We start from the raw sequence: 19,996 nt of genomic DNA, 5'->3' as shown, positions 1-19,996 counted from the left end.
CAACATTATCAAAGGCATTTGCTCCTGCTTATAATTTTAGGATTTAAGTAAAATTCTAATCAAAATAAGTATGGATGTACAGCAAAAAGACCTGTCGTATTTCAGATTACGACTGCAAGAATTATTAAACAGCAGCTTTCCCGAAAAGGCACACGACCAAAAATTTATTGACCAACGGTCTTCGTGGGCTGCCAATGCTTATGAGGGTGCTTTCCGTTCGGGAAACGCCGTTGAGCAATGCGACGAAATAGCCAACTACATACTTTTTGAGGGCTTGCACTTCTCCAAGTTCAACACGGTTTTCAAAGTGGTATGCAATGAGTTTGATGCCATAATGGCAGACGAGGAGCTGCGACCGTTCGCCCTTAAAATGTTCCCCGTTTGTGAGCCTGTTTTCGCAGGATATGAATTAACCGATGATTTCGCCAACGGAAATGAGTTTGATGTACTCTATACCGAACTGACCGGAACCATCTCAATATGGATTGAGGAAAATGGGCTTCAGTAAGCGGTTCCATCTCCAACAGAATATTGATGCCCTGCGAATTGTTTTTAAACTGGAAAAGGAGAAACGGCAAGCCACCGTAGGCGAAAGACTGCTAATGATGCGATACAGCGGATTTGGCGGTCTTAAATTCGTTCTGAACCCCGTAGAAAACGAAATAGACATCAATCATTGGAGAAAAACAGAACACGACCTTTTTCCACTCACGCAGGAACTCCACCAACTACTCAAAGAAAATTCCGAAGACGATAAGCAATACCGCAAGTATGTGGATAGTATGAAAAGTTCCGTACTGACGGCTTTTTATACCCCACCAAAAGTTATAGATGCCATTTCATCTGCCTTGCGGGATAATGGTCTGCACATTGATAAATTCCTCGAACCCTCCGCAGGTATCGGTTCATTCATCCAATCCTTTTCGGAAAATCAGAAAGCCAGTGTTACCGCTTATGAAAAGGACTTGCTTACAGGCAAGATTTTAAAGCAGCTTTACCCCGAAAGCAATATCCGTATAAACGGCTTTGAGGAAATCCCCGAAAGGGAACAAAACACCTATGATGTAATCGCCAGTAATATCCCTTTTGGCGATACTTCCGTATTTGACCTTTCTTATTCACGCAGTAGAAACAGCGCAAAGGAACAAGCTGCCCGAAGCATACACAATTACTTTTTTCTGAAAGGTGCTGATATGCTCCGTGAGGGCGGTTTGTTGGCTTACATCACTTCACAGGGCATTCTGAACAGCCCTAAGAACGAACCCATACGCAGGGCGTTGATGCAGGATAATAATTTGGTTTCGGTTGTAAGATTGCCTAACAACCTGTTTACCGAATATGCAGGTACGGAAGTCGGCAGCGACCTGATTATCCTGCAAAAAAATACGGCAAAAGAAAATCTGACCGACAGGGAAGATCTGTTTTGCCAAAGCAAGCCATCTGAATACAATACGCCTGGCAATGCGCTCTTTCAGGACAGTACAAGAATTATCCATACCGACCAAAAATTAGATACCGACCCATACGGGCAACCTGCCTTAATCTATACGCATAAAGACGGTGTTGAGGGCATTGCCAAAGATTTGAAGCAAATGCTTTCCGAAGATTTTGGAAAGCATCTGAATTTGAGTTTATACAAAGGCGAACAGAACGACGAGCCTGTTATACAAATTCCTATTGAACCAAAAGTTACACCTCCGGTCATAGACCCTGTAATCATTCAGCAAAAGCCGCAACCTGTACCTACTTCGGTAGTCCGTCAGGAAAGCCCGCAGGAATTAAAGCAACTAAGCATTTTTGACTTGTTTGAAAGTGCGGGAGAACCTGTAATGGTTCTTGCTCCACCTAAAAGAACTACCCAAGCCAAAAGGCAAAGCACTAAAAAAAGAAGAGGTACAATAGGTCGTCAGCCCGACCTGTTCAGCAGTGCAAGGCAGCAGCCCTATACACCGCTAAAATCCAATGGTGATATTAACGGAACCGACCAGGTTAACGGCAAAAAACAGGAAGCTATCAGCGACCTGTTTTCACAAATAAACGGAAATGGCCAGTCTGATAAGACAGCCATTACCGCTATCAATATTAATGCTATTCCTGAACCTGCCCCGTATAGTGGCGAACTGCAATCATTCCATCGGAATGATTGCCTTGTGGTGGATAACGGTTGGGTCGGCTATTTGCAAGAGGTGGATAAGGAAGACAAAAAAGCTATCTTTCATCCATTGCAATTGCCGTCGGCACAGAAAGCAAGAGCCGAAGCCTACATAGCTGTAAGGGACAGTTATATCAACCTGTACCAAAAAGAAGCTGAAAAGCAGACCGAACACAAGGCAGAACGGGAAACCCTGAACCTCCTGTACGATGGCTTTGTCAAAAAATACGGTAATCTCAATGCTGCCGACAATGCCAAGCTGATAAAGACAGACAGCGCAGGTAAAGAAATTCCTTATCTGGAGCGTATCATTGGCGGCATAATCCATAAAGCGGATATATTCAGCCGTCCTGTTAGTTTCTCTACGACCACGTTAGCAACCGATAATCCCGAAGAGGCATTAGCCGCCTCGCTGAATAAATACGGCAACGTGGATTTGGACTTTATGTCCGAAATCAGCAGCCTGCCTGCCGATACCCTGAAAGAAGCCTTACACGGGCGGTTGTTCTACAATCCGCTACAACAGGAATACGAAATAGCCGAACGGTGGATTGCAGGCAACGTAGTTGAGAAAGCCGATGACGTAAGAGCCTATCTTGAAAACAATCCTGATGATACCGAAGCCAAAGAAAGCCTTACCGCTTTAGAGGAAGCCCGACCAAAACGGATTGAATTTGAGGAGTTGGATTTTAATCTCGGCGAACGGTGGATACCTACCGGAATTTATGCCCGTTTCGCTTCGCACCTGTTCGATGCGGATGTACTGGTTCATTACTCCGAAAGCTCCGACGACTTTTCTGTGAAATGTCATCGGGGCAATATGCACATTTGGGAAAAATATGCTGTCAAAGCGGAAAGCCGAACATTTGACGGTATTGCCCTGCTCAAACACGCCCTTGTCAATACTACGCCTGATATAACCAAAAAAGTGATGGTTGGCGACCAAGAGGTCAAAGTACGGGATATGGAAGCCATACAAATGGCGAACACCAAGATTGATGAAATCCGTACCGCTTTTACCGACTGGCTACACGCACAGAACGATGAGTTTAAAAACAGGCTGACCGACCAGTACAACGACACCTTTAACTGTTTCGTTCGCCCGAACTATGACGGAAGCCATCAGGAATTTCCGGGATTAGACCGCAAGGGTGCAGGCATTGAAGACCTGTATTCAAGCCAAAAGGACACGGTTTGGATGATAAAACTGAACAACGGTGCTATCTGCGACCACGAAGTAGGCGCAGGAAAAACGCTAATAATGTGTACCGCAGCGCAGGAAATGAAGCGTTTGGGATTAGCCCATAAACCGATGATAATCGGACTGAAAGCCAATATACCTGCTATTGCTGAAGACTACCGAAAAGCCTATCCACACGCAAAAATCCTTTATCCAGGTATTGATGATTTTACGCCTAAAAAACGCCTGCGGATTTTCGGGGATATTAAAAACAACGATTGGGATTGTGTGATACTCACGCACGACCAGTTCGGAATGATACCTCAATCGCCCGAAATACAAAAGGAAATCCTCGAAATAGAATTAGACAGCGTAGAGCGCAACCTCGATGCCCTGAAATCGCAAGGCAAGGAAGTGACAAGGGGAATGCTCGCCGGGGTAATCAAACGAAAAGAAAATCTTGAAGTAAAGCTGAAAACGCTGCAACACGATATTGAAAACCGCAAAGATGATATTGTGGACTTTAAGATGATGGGCATAGACCATTTGTTTGTGGACGAAAGCCACCAATTCAAAAACCTGATGTTCAACACCCGTCATACACGGGTTGCCGGATTGGGTAACGTGGACGGCAGCCAAAAGGCACTGAACCTGCTTTTTGCAATCCGCACCATTCAGGAGCGTACCAATGCGGATATGGGCGCAACCTTTCTTTCGGGTACGACCATCAGCAATTCATTAACGGAGCTGTACCTACTGTTCAAATATCTGCGTCCCCGTGCATTGGAAAAACAGGGCATTCATTCTTTTGATGCGTGGGCAGCTATCTATGCAAGGAAAACGACCGATTATGAATTTTCGGTAGCTAACAATATTGTAGCAAAAGAGCGTTTCCGCTACTTTATCAAAGTGCCGGAACTTGCGCAGTTCTATTCTGAAATCACGGATTACAGAACGGCAAAGGATATTGGTATTGACCGACCCAACAAGAACGAGGTATTATACAATATACCGCCAACGCCCGACCAAGAAGCCTTTATCCAAAGCCTGATGGCTTTTGCCAAAACGGGCGATGCTACTTTGCTCGGAAGAGAACCATTATCGCAAAGGGAAGAAAAAGCAAAGATGCTCATTGCGACGGACTATGCCCGTAAGATGTCGCTCGATATGCGTATGGTAAGTGGTATATACGACGACCATCCCGACAACAAGGCTTCGCATTGTGCGGTAAATATCGCCAAGTATTACAACCAGTTCAACGCACAGAAAGGAACGCAGTTCGTTTTCTCCGATTTGGGAACCTACAAGCCCGGCGAATGGAACGTGTACTCCGAAATAAAACGCAAACTCGTGGAGGACCACGGCATACCTGCGCACGAAGTAAGGTTTATTCAGGAAGCGAAAAATGATAAGCAACGTAAGGAACTTATCAACGGAATGAACGAGGGCAAAATCCGTGTACTGTTCGGTTCTACAAGTATGCTCGGAACTGGCGTAAACGCACAGAAAAGAGCTGTTGCCGTTCATCATTTAGATACACCGTGGCGACCGTCTGACCTTGCCCAAAGGGACGGGCGGGCAATCAGAAAAGGCAATGAGATTGCCAAATTCTTTGCCGATAATAAAGTTGCTGTGATTATCTATGCAGTTGAAAAATCGTTGGACAGTTACAAATTCAACCTGCTGTATAATAAGCAGCTTTTCATCGACCAGTTAAAGACTAACAACCTGACCAAAAGAACGATTGACGAGGGAAGTATGGACGAAAAATCGGGAATGAACTTTTCGGAATATGTGGCAATCCTGTCAGGAAATACAGACCTGTTGGATAAAGCCAAACTGGAAAAACAGATTGCCGGACTGGAAAGCGAAAAGCAGGCGTTCAACCGCTCTAAATCCAGTGCCAAATTTAAGGTACAGGATTATATGGAAATGTTGCAAAGCACTCAATCCCGTTTGAGCCGGATGAGTACCGACTGGGAAAACTTACAGCAACGCCTGCAAAAGCGTTCGGACGGTACAATCGAAAACCCTGTGCTGTTAGATGGCTTGCCGCCCAATGCAAATCCGAAACAAATAGGCGCAAAACTGAACGAGATTGCGAACAAAGCCCGCACGGCAGGCGACTATCGTGAAATAGGCAACCTCTACGGGTTTCAATTATTGGTTAAAACAGAACTTCCAAAGGATAATTCAACACTCGAAAGGGTCAATAGATTTTTTATAACTGGCGAGGGCAATATCAAGTACACCTACAATAACGGTCTGATGGCAAAAGACCCCGAAACCGCCGCAATGAATTTTTTAAGGGCTTTGGAAAAACTGCCGGGCTTTGTGAAGCAGGAGCAGGAGAAAATCGCTGAAATACAAAAAGACCTGCCGATACTTCAGGAAGTGGTTAACGGTACTTGGGCTAAGGAAAGTCGATTGAGTGAGCTTAAAACGGAACTGGCTGCCGTAGAAAGAAAGATACAGCTATCTATTACGCCGGAAACCAAACAAGATGCTTCGGAGCAGGCAGAAAAGCAGAATGAAGCCCCAAAGGTGCAGGAAAGCATTATACGGACAAAAGGCGTTCATTCACCTCGTGGCGTATTATAATAGTCGTTACTTTTCGTCCTTTTCGTCCATTTTTTTTATTAGGGCTTCACAGAGGCTGTCAAGGAATTTGGTTCGGTTTATCTTACGGGCTTTCAGTTCCATAAACGTGTGGTAAAAATCGCCTAACTCAATATTAAAGGCTTCTTCAAAAGTTTTAGCTATCAATTTTATGTCTGTATTCCCATTGTTAAATACACCGTGGGAGTACAGTGCATATATGAGTTCCGTCAGTGCCGTTTTACTTGCCGTCCATTTCAATGAATTGCCCGAACCCCTTTTCACATTGATGTTATTGAGCCTGTCTTCCAAATAAACTTGTATCAGGTCATTGGCAATAATCTTGGCAACCTTATAATCGTGTGAAGTAGAAAAACGATGGTCTGCTTCAAAATAAAATGTGTCTAACCACAGCCTTATATCGTGCTTGCCACGCACAAAGAATTTTTCGTCAACGAAAGAATTATTGCTGCGGTAATACTTGTAAAAATCAAGGTTGTTTTCAAAGAACCTTTTTAGCTTTTTCAGTTCTTTGGTAAAATATTTCTTGGTACGCTTGTTCCCGTAGGGTCTTCTTGTTTCGATTTTATAGATGGCATTGTAGTAGATGAGCTTTGAAACAATAACAGGTTTCTGATACTTGAAAAAATGGATTTCTTCTTCCATATTCTTAAAGTCATTTTTCAGTACAAAGTCCTTTAAGTCGGCAAGGCTTTGTATGATATGGTGTATAACGGCTTCAATTCTTTTTATGGGGCAGTCGGTTTCAATCTCCAGTTCCTGGATTGCAGTTTCCAATTTAAGATATGTTTCATTGTAAAATTTATCCATTCGCTTCATTTTGATGTAATATATTATTGGTTAATACAGAAAAGCTAACACTGTTCGTATTAGCTTATGATGCAATTACTGCTTAAAAAAATTCAACCTCTACCGTATTGATGATGGAACGATAGATAGATTTTTGTTGCATACTTTAAAGGGTTGTAGTATGATGCAGGTTAGTCTTTGCGAATTACACCTGCATCACCTCCTTTTTTTTACCGATATTTTTTTACGGTTATGCAGTTTACAACCCTTAGTTATTTAATTTTAATAAGTCAATGCCAGCCCCACACCAAAGCCCATATCGCTATCATAGTGGGTACGTATACCTATATTCTTATTAATGATATACCTAAGTTCTCCCATATACTCTAAGTCGGTATTCACCATAAAACCACCTCTTAGTCTTTTTGAAATTGGTATATCTTCACGCATTAACTGCAATCTCACAATTCCATCATGATATACTTCTGCCTGAAAATTGACCAGCATAGGTAACGTATACATAAACCCTAAACTGAACGCCCTGCGGGTGTCTTTCTTGTTGGTTTGTCCAAATATGTTCTTTTCGTGTTCATCTTCTCCCATTTTACGGTAGCGGTAATCAAAACCTACAAAGGGCATGAACCATTGCATCTTTCCAATGTATCTACCTAAATGGGTTTCTACTTCATAACCGTGCATACTATTATAGCCTAAACGCCATTCTGTTCCTAATTGGTAGCGTGCATTCATTAGCATAGCTTCTCCATCATTACCATTGGTTGCAAAATCGTTTTGTGCCATAAAATGAGGCATATTACTTTCTCTTTGCAATTCTTTATAGGCTTTTGCCTTGTCGGGTAGATAGGGGTTATTGTAGTCTCCAACTTCAAAGACCCTGTTCATTCCCGCCATCATGTGATATAATATATGGCAATGAAAGAACCAATCACCTTCCTCATTTGCTAAAAACTCAATGGTATCTGTTTCCATAGGCATGATATCCAACACATTTTTAAGCGGCGATTTTTCGCCTTTTCCGTTTATCACCCTGAAATCAAATCCGTGAAGATGCATTGGATGCCGCATCATTGAATTATTATAAATGGTAATCCGTAGAATTTCTCCTTTTTTTACAGGTATTTTGTCAGTTTCCGAAAGTATTTTATTATCCATGCTCCATACATAGCGGTTCATGTTGCCAGTAAGTGTGAATTTCAACTCTTTTACAGGCGCATCATTTGGAAGAGAGGTGTTATAAGGTGATTGCAACATAGCATAATTTAATGTTTTGATGTCTCCCAAGGCATTAGCGTTGTAACGGTTAGCGTCGTTATCCATATCCATACCCTCATGCTTACTGTGGTCTGCTTTTTTTGTTGCATCTCCGGTAATTTCGGGATACATCACTACATTCATGTCCATTTGGTTAAGGCTCATCTTCATGCCCATATCGTCCAAATCGCCATTCATTTTCATCATATCGTTCATCATCTTCATCCCCTCGAAATACTTCAATCGTGGGAGTGGAGAAATAAGCTGTTTGACCCCATCACCTATAAAGTAACTCGCAGATTGTGTCCTGTCTTCGGTTGTTGCTAAGAACTCGTAAGCCAAACCATCTTGAGGGATAGTCACTACAATATCGTAAGTTTCAGAAACGGCAATGATTAACCTGTCCACCTCTACAGGCTCAACATCATTCCCATCATTCGCTACTACTGTAATTTTTCCTCCAGCATACCGTAGCCAGAAATATGAAGACGCCCCTCCATTGGAAACACGCAATCTGACTTTGTCGCCTGCTTTTAGCTTTTTACCATCAATTGTTTTCAAATCGGTGCTATGGCTACCATTTATTAGGATTTTATCATAGTAAACGTCACTGACATCCATCGCCAGCATCCGCTTCCACTCGTTTTTTACCTTTACCCCTAATTTTCCCTCCTTAATAGCTTCAACATATGATTGTGTTGCGCCTTTCTTAATGGCCGCCCAATCATTTGCATTGTGTAGCATACGGTTGATATTATCGGGGTTAAGATTTGTCCACTCACTTAATATAATTGGAACGGTCGGCAAATCGTCAATTCCTTTTCTGAATGTCTTATCATCGCTTCTTTTCTTCATGATAAAACTTCCGTACATGCCAATCTGCTCCTGCAATCCTGAGTGGGAATGGTACCAGTGCGTACCATGCTGGATAATCGGAAAACGGTAGGTGTAGGTTGTGCCCGGTGCGATGGGTTTTTGTGTAAGCCAGGGCACACCGTCTTCTTTATTGGGCAGGAACACACCATGCCAGTGAAGTGATGTGCTTTCTTTCAATTGGTTGTGCACCACTATTTCGGCAGTGTCGCCCTCGGTAAAGGTAAGGGTGGGCATGGGGATTTGCCCGTTTACGGCAATTGCCCTTTTTTGCTTACCTGCATAGTTGACAAGCGTATCTTTTACATACAGCTCGTAATGCACCACTCTCTGTGCAAACAGCGTTTGCGTGCAAAGCAGTATCAGCACTGTTTGCAAAATTCTTATAGGTATTTTATTATATCTGTTCATGATTTGAAAAATTTTATTTAATGCTGTCTTCCATTGTGCTAAACCACGCTATCAAAACCTGCTTATCCTCCGGTGACAATACTGCATTGCGATGAATTAGTGTGTATGATGACAACGGCATTTCCCCGTCCTTAACCTGCCCGGCCATAGCCCTGAACTTGTTTCGCTGCCTGCGGACAGAATAGTCGCCAAATTCGCTAAAGTTGAGTTCCTCTTTCCCCTTTTTTATATGCTCTGCCATGTACCATGCGCCGGGCTGGATACGGCTGTACCACGGATAATGGGTATTGTTGCTATGGCAGTCATAACAGGACTGAACAAGGATAGCCTTTACATTTTGGGGTACGGTGTACACCCTTTCGATATGGGTGGCTGGCACTTCAACCGCCTGGTTCCGTAAGGGCTGAAAGAACTGTATGGCAATCAGGACGACAGCCAGCCCCAATATGATTTTCTTCTTTATGGTCATAATTATTTTATTGTGGCTTCATCTTTTTGTGTCTACTGTTTTTTCACATACTTGGCATAATTCCCCTTGTTTTCAAAATAAGAAACTTCACCGTTATTTCCTGTCACAGCAATCACCGCATTAGCTTTGTCTACCTGCTTATGGGAATAGGGGTCTATCGCCATCCGCACGGTCGCATCTTTTGGAATACGTTCCTTACACATTTCGCAACATCCGTAATAGGTTTTACCATCAAATTTTACGTCAAACTGCCTTTTGCCCATATAGGCATCGTTGACCATGCAGACTTCATCCGATGGAACCAATTCACCTATTTGGGTAGTATGTCCGTTGCTTTCCGGAGTTGCCTGCGAATGCTGCTGTTCCGCTTCATCCTTATTTGACCCCGCCTGACCGCAAGCGGTGAATAGCAGGGTTAATAAGGAAATAAAGCCAATTATTATTTTGTTCATGTCCAAACTTGTTTTTTTAAATTTTATTATTTACTTTCTTCAAACTCTTTTAGCTTGCGCTTCATTAGTTCAATTTCTTCCGCTTGGGTTTTAAGTATATTTTTTTGCAGCTCTATCAGTTCCGGGTCGGTCAGGTGTGCCTTTTCGGACATCAATATGGCTGCTGCGTGATGGGGTATCATACCCTTTGCAAACTGCTTGTCCCCGACATTGATTTGTTCCCTGATACCAAACCATAAAAAGATGCCAACAGCAACCGAGATGATGGCTATCGCCCAATTCATCTTCCTGTTGGGGTACATTACTTTCATTATCGCTAATTCGATAAGCAGCATTGCCGAGGTCATCAGCAGGGTCATGTACAAATTGTTGATATTGGGTATCAGGTTCTGCCACCCGTCAATCATGGCGTACATGATAAAATACATCACTGCGAACATGGCTACAGCCATCACCGCAAAGCGTTTGTACATGGCCGAAGCATGTTTTGTATTGTGCGTGCCATGCTCCGAGGAATGACCCGCATGGTGACTGTTTTGCATATTTTCCATAACCCTGAATTTTATTTGCTGTTAATTGTTTTTTCCACCTTACCGCAGGTCAGCATTTTAGAACCGTAGTAAGGGTTTTTGATTTCCTTGTTTTCGCTGAACCAAACAGCACCCTTACCGTCATTGAACATCGGGCAATGGTCCTGATACAATGTTTGCGATGTACCGAACAAATCAATCAGGTCTTTCAAATCTTCGCCAAGCGAGGCCAAATGTTCCCGCTGGTGGTGGATGTTGCCGACATTTTCCCCGATATGTTCTGCGTGTTCTTTAGCATCGTCCGCTATGTCCATGTACTTTTTGTGCTTATCGGCAGGAACGGCTTTCATGTCCACTTTATTCAGGGTAGCTAACAGCTTTTTCCCTGAACTGGCGGCAGCTTTGTCATCGTCCGAAACAAGGGCGTTCTTTAAGGACAGATAATCGGTAACTATGGGCGCAATAGAAAAGTTTTTTGCTTCTTCTTTTCCTGTTGCTTTTGCTTCCTGACCGCTCGGAGTTTCACTCACAACGGGCGCAGCTACCGTATCATCCTCTTTTGGTTGGGAAGCTGGCTGTTCTTGTGATACCACAGCAGTATCACTTGAAGACTGCTCGTTTTTGTTGGATGCCTGATTGCATGATACTGTTACAAATGCCATGATAACAGCAATGATTGATAATGTTAGATTTTTCATTTTTATTTATTTTTTGATTTTTAAAAAACTTGCGTTAATAGCCACTACAATGGTGCTTACACTCATCAGCACAGCACCCATAGCGGGACTTAAAACAAAATTCGGATAGAGTACGCCTGCCGCAAGCGGTATTGCCACCACGTTGTAGCCAACCGCCCATATCAGGTTCTGTACCATCTTTTTGTAGGTAAGTTTGCCGAAGTCAATCAGTTTGACCACATCCCTCGGGTCACTGTCTACCAATATGATATCCGCTGTTTCGGCAGCCACGTCCGTACCGGAACCCACGGCAATTCCAACATCTGCCTGTGCCAGTGCAGGTGCATCATTTACACCATCACCAGTCATTGCTACGATTTCGCCTTTTGCCTGAAACTCCTTTACTTTCTCCTGCTTGTTATGCGGAAGCACATTGGCCAAATACCCGTCCATACCCAATTTTCCGGCTACGGCAGCAGCAATCCTGTCGTTGTCCCCGGTGAGCAGAAAGGACTTGATGCCCATTTTTTTGAGTTCCTCAATCGCCTGTGCCGAACCCTCACGGATGCTGTCTGCCAAAGTAATGAGGCCGATTACCCGGTCATCAATGAGAACAAAGTTTACTGTTTCGGCTTCCTGATTAATTTCGGTTGGAATTTCCGGCAAAGAAAGGTGGTTTTCGGTGAAGTAATTCGGGCCACCAGCTACAACACTCTTTCCGTTTACAACACCTTTTACACCTATACCCTGCATATAGCTAAAGTTTTCAGACTTCCATAACGCAAGCCTCTTTTCTTTCAATGTAGCCATAATGCCTTTTGCGATATGGTGTTCCGAATTTTGCTGTACTGCGGCAGCATACTGGATAACTGCATCGGCATTGTATTCGTCCGTAAAGGGAATAACCTTTTCCACGGCATGGGAACCTTTGGTGAGCGTTCCGGTTTTGTCAAAAATGATGGTAGATAGCTTACGGGTGGTTTCAAATGCTGTGCGGTTGCGGATGAGCAGACCATTGGTCGCCGATAGCGTTGTGGAAATGGCGACCACCAACGGGATAGCCACGCCCAATGCGTGCGGGCAGGCCGTTACCATTACCGTCACCATTCTTTCAAGCGCAAAGGCAATATCTCCACTGCTTGCATACCAATAGGCAAATGTGCCTATGCCCACGGCAATGGCAATAAAGGTGAGCCATTTGGCAACTTTGTCCGCAAGGTTTTGCGTATTGGACTTAGTAGCTTGTGCCTCCTGCACAAGATTGATAACCCTGTTCAGGTAGCTGTCTTTTCCAACGGCTGTTACCTTAACTTTCAGCGCACCATCGCCATTGATAGAGCCTGCGATGACCTTTCCGTCCTTTTCCTTTTTTACGGGAACACTTTCTCCGGTAAGCATACTCTCGTTGATATATGAAAGCCCATCCAGAACCAATCCGTCGGCTGGAATTTTTTCACCCGGTTTTATGATAGCCGTTTCACCGCTTTGCAGGTCTTCGAGCTTTATCTTTACAGCTTCTCCGCCTCGTTCCACGGTAACATCGTTGGGCAGTAACGCTACCAATGACTGTAATGCCCGTGAAGCAGCCATTTGGGAACGCATTTCCAGCCAATGCCCTAACAGCATGATGTCAATTAGGGTTGCCAGTTCCCAAAAGAAATCCATACCCTGCAAGCCAAATACAACGGCTACGGAATAGACATAGGCTACGGATATGGCGATAGCAACAAGTGTCATCATCCCTATGGCTTTGGCTTTCACCTCGCCAATCATTCCCTTTAGGAATGGTAAGCCTCCATAGCAATAAATCACCGTACCCAATGCCAGCAACACATATTTATCGCCATTGAAAGCAAGCGAGAAACCTAACCATTGCTGTATCATGTGCGACAGGAGCAGTATAGGGATTGTAATGACAAGGCTTATCCAAAAACGAGTGAGGAAATCACCTGTATGATGTCCCTCATGTTTATTAAAGTTTTCGTCAGCATGGCCATGTTGAGAATGCCCGGAATGCCCATGTTCTGATGTGTGTTCATGAGAAACTGACGCACCGCCAACGGGAACCAATGCCATGCCACAGAGCGGGCATTTGCCCGGTTCGTCTTTTAGCACCTGTGGGTGCATAGGACAAGTATATTTTTTCATAACAAGGGGTTTTAAAAGTTATGTTGCACTTAATTTTTTTGCCATCTCATGGGTCATTTCTTCGGCATAAGTACCATAGGCATCAACAAGTACGCCTTTATTCTTACTATCATTAGACGATATGGCATAAATTACGGCATTGTTATCAGGACTGCTGTCGAGGCTTTCAAACCTATGAGTTTCCGTAACCGTAAAATCCTCCGGTTTTAGTTTCAGGCTCCTTGACGTACAGTACAGACAGTCCGGCAACAGACTAAAGTCCATACTGTACCCACGTTGTCTTAGGTCTTTAAGCGCCTGCACCATGTCATTGTACTGTACCATAGCTTTCAGACCTGTTATTTAATGGTTTCGACCGTACTTCCGCAGGTGAGCATCTGTGAGCCGTAATATGGATTTTTAACCGCATTCTCTTTACTTAGCCAATTGGCTCCCTTACCTCCGTTGTACATAGGGCAGTGCTGGTAATAAATGGGGGTGTCCTGTTTAGAAACTTTGGCAAGTGTGTAGATGCTTTCCGAAAGTGCCGCAAAAGAACTTCTTTGTTTTGCAACATCTTTTGATTTTGAAATGCTTTCCGCATTGGCCGTCAAATCCTGCATCACTTTCATCCAAGCCGTATGTTCCTCTGCCGATAGCTTGTTCATATCGACTGCTTTAAGGGATGCAGCCAATTCAGCGGCTTTGGCAGATGCGGTCGCCGCATCGGTTTTTATCAAAGCGTCTTTCACTGAAAAGTAGTTGTCAAATACAGCTTTTAGCTGTGATTGGTTTTGAGCTGCATCTTTATTAGCTGCCATTTGGCTATGGTCGTGATTGCCATGTCCGGCATTCATGTCCATGCCAGCCTCTTTGTTTTTGGCAACCGTCTTCACGGGTCTATCATACTGGCAGCAACCAGCCAGTTTAGCATATACGTCATCCGGCGCACGGAACTTCTCACTGTCATAACCAGCCAAAGCAATACGTTTCAGGATTTCATCCTGATTTGTTTTGTCGCCGTCATAGGTGAGCGTAGCCATCTTGGTATCTTTGTTCCAGTCCACGCTGGCTACCTTTTTTACGTTACCTGCTTTTTCGATGGTGGTTTTGCACATACCACAATTGCCGTAAATCTTTACGGTTTCTGTTTTCGCATTCTTGATTTGTGCGAAGCCGTTTATTGATGATAGTAACACGGCGATTACCATCACTATTTTTGATAATGATTTCATAATAATTACATTTTGAGAAACGGGGGATTGATAAACCCGTTTCTGTTTTAAATTTTAAGTAAATGATACAAATAGGGGATTTGCAAAAGCCGGAACAGCTTCTGACAGGACACACCTATGGCTATCAGGCCATAGTTTTAGCTTATTTTAGGCGGTAGCCAAATGGAGAAAAAGCCCGAAGAATAATAGGCTTCTTTGAAACCGAATTTTTGCTTTTTACTTGCTGCAAATTGATTTTTTGCTTTTAATTCGATTATAACTGGTAAACTTAAAGAAGTGATTGAAGCACCGCACCTGCAAGAGCTGTGTGAACAACCGCCCCCGCAATTGTCACTTTTGCATTTTTTACAGGATTTGCCCTTGCAACCTTTTTTATGTTCTGATTTTTTGGATTTTTCTTTTGAGCAGGAAGACTGCTCGGTTTGTGTTGATTTTTTGGAACAAGCATAACTCTGATTGGGCATCAGGAAGAAACCCAAAAAGAAAAGTGTTAAAATGCTTATATGTATTCTCAAATTTTTCAACGCTACAAAGTTACAAATAAGATTGGTTTTTTTTATCGTTTTGCCTTTTTTTTGCTATATAAACAAAAAATACTACATCCGCAATAGCCTTTCAGTCTTTTTTCAGAATTGATAAAATACCCTTTCCTGAAAGCCTACCCTTGTAAAAGTTCGGTCAGAAAAGGGCATTTTAAAAGACTTTGGATTAGACGTTCAAAGGCTCTATTTTGAAGCCTGCCTTTTGCACAGTGGATATTACTTCTTGCTCGGTAATTCCCTCGGACTTCACGGTAAGCACCTTGTCCTTATTGTTGGTGTCCACGTCCCAATGGCAGATGCCCTCTGCCTTGTCCAAGTGTGGTTTTACAGATGCGATACAACCGCCGCAATTAATGTTTGTCTTGAATTGAAATTGTTTATTTTCCATTGCTAATAAATTTAAGAGTTATTGATAATGCAAATTTCAGTGCTATTTGGTTCAGAATTGTTGTGTAATTTCTTATTTGATTTGTGATTTTTACTGTTTTACTTCTTCCACTTCAACCGCAGGCTGTTACTTACCACGCTCACGCTGCTCAACGCCATTGCTGCGCCCGCTATCATCGGGTTTAGCAAGAAGCCGTTAATTGGGTAAAGGATGCCCGCTGCCACCGGAATACCGATTAGGTTGTAAATAAACGCCCAAAACAGGTTTTGCTTAATGGTGGCTACGGTCTGTTTTGACAATCGTATTGCCTGTGGTATCTTGGTAAGGTCTGATGAAATGATGGTCATTTTGGCTACCTCCATTGCGATGTCCGAACCTTTGCCCATTGCGATACTTACATCGGCTGTTGCCAATGCGGTGCTATCGTTGATACCATCACCTACCATTGCCACTATTTTACCTTTGCTTTGTAGCTCTTTCACAAAATCGGCTTTATGCTGTGGTAATACCTCGGCTCTGTAATGTTTAATGCCAGTATGCGCAGCAATGGCTTTGGCGGTTGCTTCATTATCTCCGGTCAGCATATACAGGTCTATACCCATATCCTGCATTTCCCTGATAGCTTGCACCGATGTTTCTTTAATCTTATCGGAAATGGCAATTACAGACAGAGCCTGTTTGCCGTTTGCAAACCAAATAACGGTTTGGGATTGTTTGCCCCATTCTTCGGCTTTGTTTTGTAATTCGTCAGCAATAGCGATGTTGTTTTCTGCCAATAGCTTTTTATTTCCTACATAATAGGTTTCGTTGTTATGGTCTGCTTTTGCGCCTTTACCTGTAATGCTGTCGAACAATGATAAAGTTGCGTTTCCTGCTCCGTTCAAATGTTTTACTACTGCTTCCGCTAATGGATGTTCCGATTGCTTTTCGATGCTTAATAAAATATTTTTGGTCATATCGTCATTGTTCAGCCAGGCAATATCTGTTACTTGTGGTCTTCCCTCGGTAATGGTTCCGGTTTTATCCAATACAATTGCGTTTATCTTTTTAGCCAGTTCAAGGCTTTCCGCATCCTTAATCAAAATACCGTTTTCAGCACCTTTGCCAACGCCTACCATAATGGCGGTCGGGGTCGCTAAGCCTAAAGCACAAGGGCAGGCAATAACCAATACCGTAACGGCTGCCAGCAAGCCTTGCACAACTCCGTTTTCGCCCCCTAACACCAACCATAAGATAAATGTAAGGATAGCAATACCCATTACTACCGGAACAAAGATGCCTGCAATCTTATCTACCAGCTTCTGTACTGGAGCTTTGCTTCCCTGTGCATCCTGTACCATTTTGATGATGTGTGCAAGCATGGTTTCTTTTCCAACTTTCACCGCTTTGAATTGAAAGCTGCCTTTTTGGTTAATCGTTCCGGCAAATACCTTTTCATTTTCCTTTTTCAACACAGGCACAGGCTCACCGCTTAGCATACTTTCGTCCACATAGGAATTACCTGATGTTACCATACCATCCACCGCAATTTTTTCGCCGGGCTTTACGAGTATAATATCACCTGCACTTACATCTTCAATAGCCTTCTGTCTTTCTGTGCCATCAGCTTCTATCACAATAACCGTTTTAGGCTGTAAGCCCATTAGCTTTTTAATGGCTGAAGATGTATTACCTTTGGCTCTTTCCTCTAACAGTTTCCCCAAGAGGATAAATGCGATAATTACGGCAGCGGCTTCAAAATAAACGTGAGAGTGTAGCCCTCTTTGATGCCAAAAGTCTGCAAATAACATATTGAATACACTGAACAGGTAAGCAATACCAGTACTTAATGCAACCAGTGTATCCATATTGGCAGAACGATGTTTTGCCTGCTTCCACGCATTGATAAAAAAGTCTTTTCCTAACCAGACAAGTACCGGAGTTGAGAAAAGCCACATTATCAGGTTTGCATAAGGCATATCCATAAAGAACATACCGATTACCACCACAGGCAAAGAGAGGATGATTGCCCAAATGGTTTTGTTTTTGAGTTTCCTGAATTTCTCGGTGTGAATAGCTTCTAACGTTTCCTGCTGTGTGGTTTCGTCTTCAATCAATAAGTCATAACCAACTCCTTGTACTGCTTTTTGCAGCGTTGAAGCATTGGTCATGTTTGGTAGATATTCTACCGTAAGATTACCCGTTGCAAAATTCACGGAAGCATCAACTACTCCCGATTGGTATTTAACAATGCTTTCGGCACTGCCCGCACAGGATGCGCAGGTCATGCCCAATACCGGAAAAGCACTTTTAACCGTAGGAACTCCGTAACCTAAATCTTTAATTGCCTTAACAGCTTCGCCTACTGTTTCATTGCTATCTACTGTAATAGCTGCCCTGCGGTTATTTAGCTCTACTTTGTGGGTTTCTATGCCTTTTACTTGTGTCAACCCTTTTTCAACGATTAATGCACAATGTTCGCTTTCCACATCCTCCAATGGAATGTATATTGTTTCTTTATTATTAGTTGCCATATTCTGCTTGCTTTAATTAACAATGCAAAATTGGCTATTATATCAACGGGTGCTATTGTGAAATTTTGGAATTGATTTGTAAAATTTATTTACACTTTATCCAATGGCTTTCTTTTATCTTCTTTTATCTGTTTGAAATAGCTCGGTGTCAGTCCTGTTACTTTTTTGAATTGATTGCTTAGGTAGGATACACTCGAATAGTTCAGACGAAAAGCAATTTCACTCAAAGACAACTCATCGTACACCAGCAATTCTTTTACTTTTTCAACCTTTTGGGCAATAAAGTATTTTTCAATAGTAGTACCCTCTACCTCTGAAAACAGATTGGACAGGTAATTATAATCGTGATGCAATTTATCGCTCAATACATCTGAAAGATTGATTTTTACATCATTATCTTGATGGTGTACCAAGTCAATGATAGTGTTCTTTATCTTCTCTATTATCCTACTTTTTTTATCGTCAATTATCTCAAATCCCAATGGCTCTAAAGTTTTTACCAAAGCATCTTTTTTTGTAGGGGTTATCTCTTGTGCTAAGGTTACTTCGCCCAATTTTATATTCTTAATGCCTAAACCGAGTTTTTCCAATTCATTTTGCACCACTATAATGCAGCGGTTACAGACCATATTTTTTATAAAGAGTGTATTCATATTTATTCTCTGCCCACATTTTGTATTTAATATAAAAGCAATAAACAAATTTACGATTTAAGTTTAATTACTTTGACTTCTTGTCACGAGGAATAAAGGCGTTGTACATATATGTTTACTGTTTTTCGTCTTGTTCGTCCATTTTTTTAATCAGTGCTTCACATAGATTGTCAAGGAATTTCGTTCGGTTTATTTTGCGGGCTTTCAGTTCCATAAACGTGTGATAGAAATCACCTAATTCAATATTAAAGGCATCTTCAAATGCTTTAGCAATCAATTTTATGTCTGTATTCCCATTGTTAAATACACTTTGGGAATATAGTGCATAAATAAGTTCCGTCAGTGCTGTTTTGCTTGCCGTCCATTTCAACGAATTTTCTGAAGTCTTTTTTAGATTAAGGTTATTCAACTTGTCTTCCAAATAAACCTGTATCAGATCATTGGCAATTATCTTGGCAACCTTATAATCGTGCGAAGTAGAAAAAGTATGGTCTGCCTCAAAATAAAAGGTATCTAACCATAGCCTTATATCGTGTTTTCCCCGTACAAATATTTTTTCATCCACAAAAGAATTATTGCTTCGGTAATACTTATAAAAATCAAGGTTGTTATCAAAGAACCTTTTTAGCTTTTTCAGTTCTTTGATAAAATATTTCCTGATGCGCTTATTCCCATACGGTCTTCTCGTTTCTATTTTATAAATGGCGTTGTAGTAGATGAGCTTTGAAACAATAACAGGTTTCTGATATTTGAAAAAGCGGATTTCTTCATTAGTATTCTTAAATCCTTTTTTCAAAACGTATTCCTTTAATTCCGAAAGGCATTCGAGAATAAGGTGTATGGCAGCTTCAATACGTTGTAAGGAGCAATCGACTTCAACCTCCAATTCGCTAATTTCTAATTCCAGTTTAGAGAGTGTTTCTTTGTAGAATTTGTCCATTCCTTATCTTAAATCTATTAAAAAAATAATTGAGAAGCCTAAATACTGTAATATTTGAAAAGAATTTACATTTTCAGGCTTCTCTTTTGAAACTTTGGTTTTTGCTTGATAACTTATAATTCCACTTTTAGTGATAGTGATAGATATAATAGTGTCTAATTTTTATGTATATCA

The 19,996-nt window shown here is 42.1% G+C and carries 16 protein-coding genes; 2 read left to right on the top strand and 14 right to left on the bottom strand.

Going from position 1 to position 19,996, the window contains the following annotated elements; translation table 11 throughout:
• Positions 1 to 70: 70 nt before the first annotated feature.
• A complete protein-coding gene (locus H6W53_RS10260; RefSeq protein ID WP_091098871.1) occupies positions 71 to 508 on the top strand; it encodes a DUF1896 domain-containing protein in 438 nt (145 codons plus the stop codon).
• Positions 495 to 5,933, top strand: coding sequence for an N-6 DNA methylase (locus H6W53_RS10255; protein WP_113636558.1), 5,439 nt, complete (start codon positions 495 to 497; stop codon positions 5,931 to 5,933). Before H6W53_RS10260 ends, H6W53_RS10255 begins: the two co-directional genes overlap by 14 nt.
• A 6-nt stretch (positions 5,934 to 5,939) precedes the next feature.
• Here H6W53_RS10255 and H6W53_RS10250 read toward each other — a convergent pair whose 3' ends face one another.
• From H6W53_RS10250 to H6W53_RS10185, 14 genes are all read right to left on the bottom strand, one after another.
• Positions 5,940 to 6,761 (bottom strand): RteC domain-containing protein, encoded by an 822-nt coding sequence (locus tag H6W53_RS10250; protein WP_185206585.1) that lies wholly within the window; start codon positions 6,759 to 6,761, stop codon positions 5,940 to 5,942.
• A 261-nt stretch (positions 6,762 to 7,022) separates the two neighbouring features.
• The gene (locus H6W53_RS10245) at positions 7,023 to 9,296 is read right to left on the bottom strand and encodes a multicopper oxidase family protein (protein WP_028069432.1); all 2,274 of its coding nucleotides are present in this window, start codon (positions 9,294 to 9,296) and stop codon (positions 7,023 to 7,025) included.
• Between the two features lie 13 nt (positions 9,297 to 9,309).
• Complete coding sequence (locus H6W53_RS10240) at positions 9,310 to 9,765, bottom strand: heme-binding domain-containing protein (RefSeq protein WP_072885944.1); 456 nt, start codon at positions 9,763 to 9,765, stop codon at positions 9,310 to 9,312.
• 32 nt (positions 9,766 to 9,797) lie between these two features.
• Positions 9,798 to 10,217 (bottom strand): hypothetical protein, encoded by a 420-nt coding sequence (locus tag H6W53_RS10235; RefSeq protein WP_113636560.1) that lies wholly within the window; start codon positions 10,215 to 10,217, stop codon positions 9,798 to 9,800.
• Positions 10,218 to 10,243: 26 nt separating this feature from the next.
• Complete coding sequence (locus H6W53_RS10230) at positions 10,244 to 10,768, bottom strand: DUF305 domain-containing protein (RefSeq protein WP_185206583.1); 525 nt, start codon at positions 10,766 to 10,768, stop codon at positions 10,244 to 10,246.
• Between the two features lie 11 nt (positions 10,769 to 10,779).
• Complete coding sequence (locus H6W53_RS10225) at positions 10,780 to 11,445, bottom strand: DUF3347 domain-containing protein (RefSeq protein ID WP_113636562.1); 666 nt, start codon at positions 11,443 to 11,445, stop codon at positions 10,780 to 10,782.
• Between the two features lie 6 nt (positions 11,446 to 11,451).
• The gene (locus tag H6W53_RS10220; protein ID WP_198418304.1) at positions 11,452 to 13,551 is read right to left on the bottom strand and encodes a heavy metal translocating P-type ATPase; all 2,100 of its coding nucleotides are present in this window, start codon (positions 13,549 to 13,551) and stop codon (positions 11,452 to 11,454) included.
• A gap of 39 nt (positions 13,552 to 13,590) precedes the next feature.
• Entirely contained in the window at positions 13,591 to 13,836 is a 246-nt protein-coding gene (locus H6W53_RS10215; RefSeq protein ID WP_228423053.1) for a phosphoribosylpyrophosphate synthetase, read from the bottom strand.
• A 74-nt stretch (positions 13,837 to 13,910) separates the two neighbouring features.
• Positions 13,911 to 14,786: a DUF3347 domain-containing protein gene (locus tag H6W53_RS10210; RefSeq protein ID WP_084018991.1), complete on the bottom strand. Its 876-nt coding sequence runs from the start codon at positions 14,784 to 14,786 to the stop codon at positions 13,911 to 13,913.
• A 268-nt stretch (positions 14,787 to 15,054) separates the two neighbouring features.
• Positions 15,055 to 15,234, bottom strand: a complete 180-nt coding sequence (locus H6W53_RS10205; protein ID WP_084018992.1) for a hypothetical protein — start codon at positions 15,232 to 15,234, stop codon at positions 15,055 to 15,057.
• Between the two features lie 260 nt (positions 15,235 to 15,494).
• A complete protein-coding gene (locus tag H6W53_RS10200) occupies positions 15,495 to 15,716 on the bottom strand; it encodes a heavy-metal-associated domain-containing protein (RefSeq protein ID WP_084018993.1) in 222 nt (73 codons plus the stop codon).
• Positions 15,717 to 15,814: 98 nt separating this feature from the next.
• Positions 15,815 to 18,229 carry a heavy metal translocating P-type ATPase gene (locus tag H6W53_RS10195; protein ID WP_084018994.1) on the bottom strand — a complete coding sequence of 805 codons (2,415 nt, stop codon included), beginning with the start codon at positions 18,227 to 18,229 and terminating at the stop codon, positions 15,815 to 15,817.
• 89 nt (positions 18,230 to 18,318) lie between these two features.
• On the bottom strand, positions 18,319 to 18,882 hold the full coding sequence (locus H6W53_RS10190; protein ID WP_070566701.1) for a helix-turn-helix domain-containing protein: 564 nt from the start codon (positions 18,880 to 18,882) through the stop codon (positions 18,319 to 18,321).
• Between the two features lie 115 nt (positions 18,883 to 18,997).
• A complete protein-coding gene (locus H6W53_RS10185; RefSeq protein WP_084018995.1) occupies positions 18,998 to 19,822 on the bottom strand; it encodes an RteC domain-containing protein in 825 nt (274 codons plus the stop codon).
• Positions 19,823 to 19,996 lie beyond the last annotated feature (174 nt).

Source organism: Chryseobacterium sp. C3 (assembly GCF_014218905.1).
Taxonomy (GTDB): Bacteria; Bacteroidota; Bacteroidia; order Flavobacteriales; family Weeksellaceae; genus Chryseobacterium; species Chryseobacterium mucoviscidosis.
Note: the sequence above shows the minus strand (reverse complement) of the source record. Positions and strands in the feature narration are given on the sequence as shown.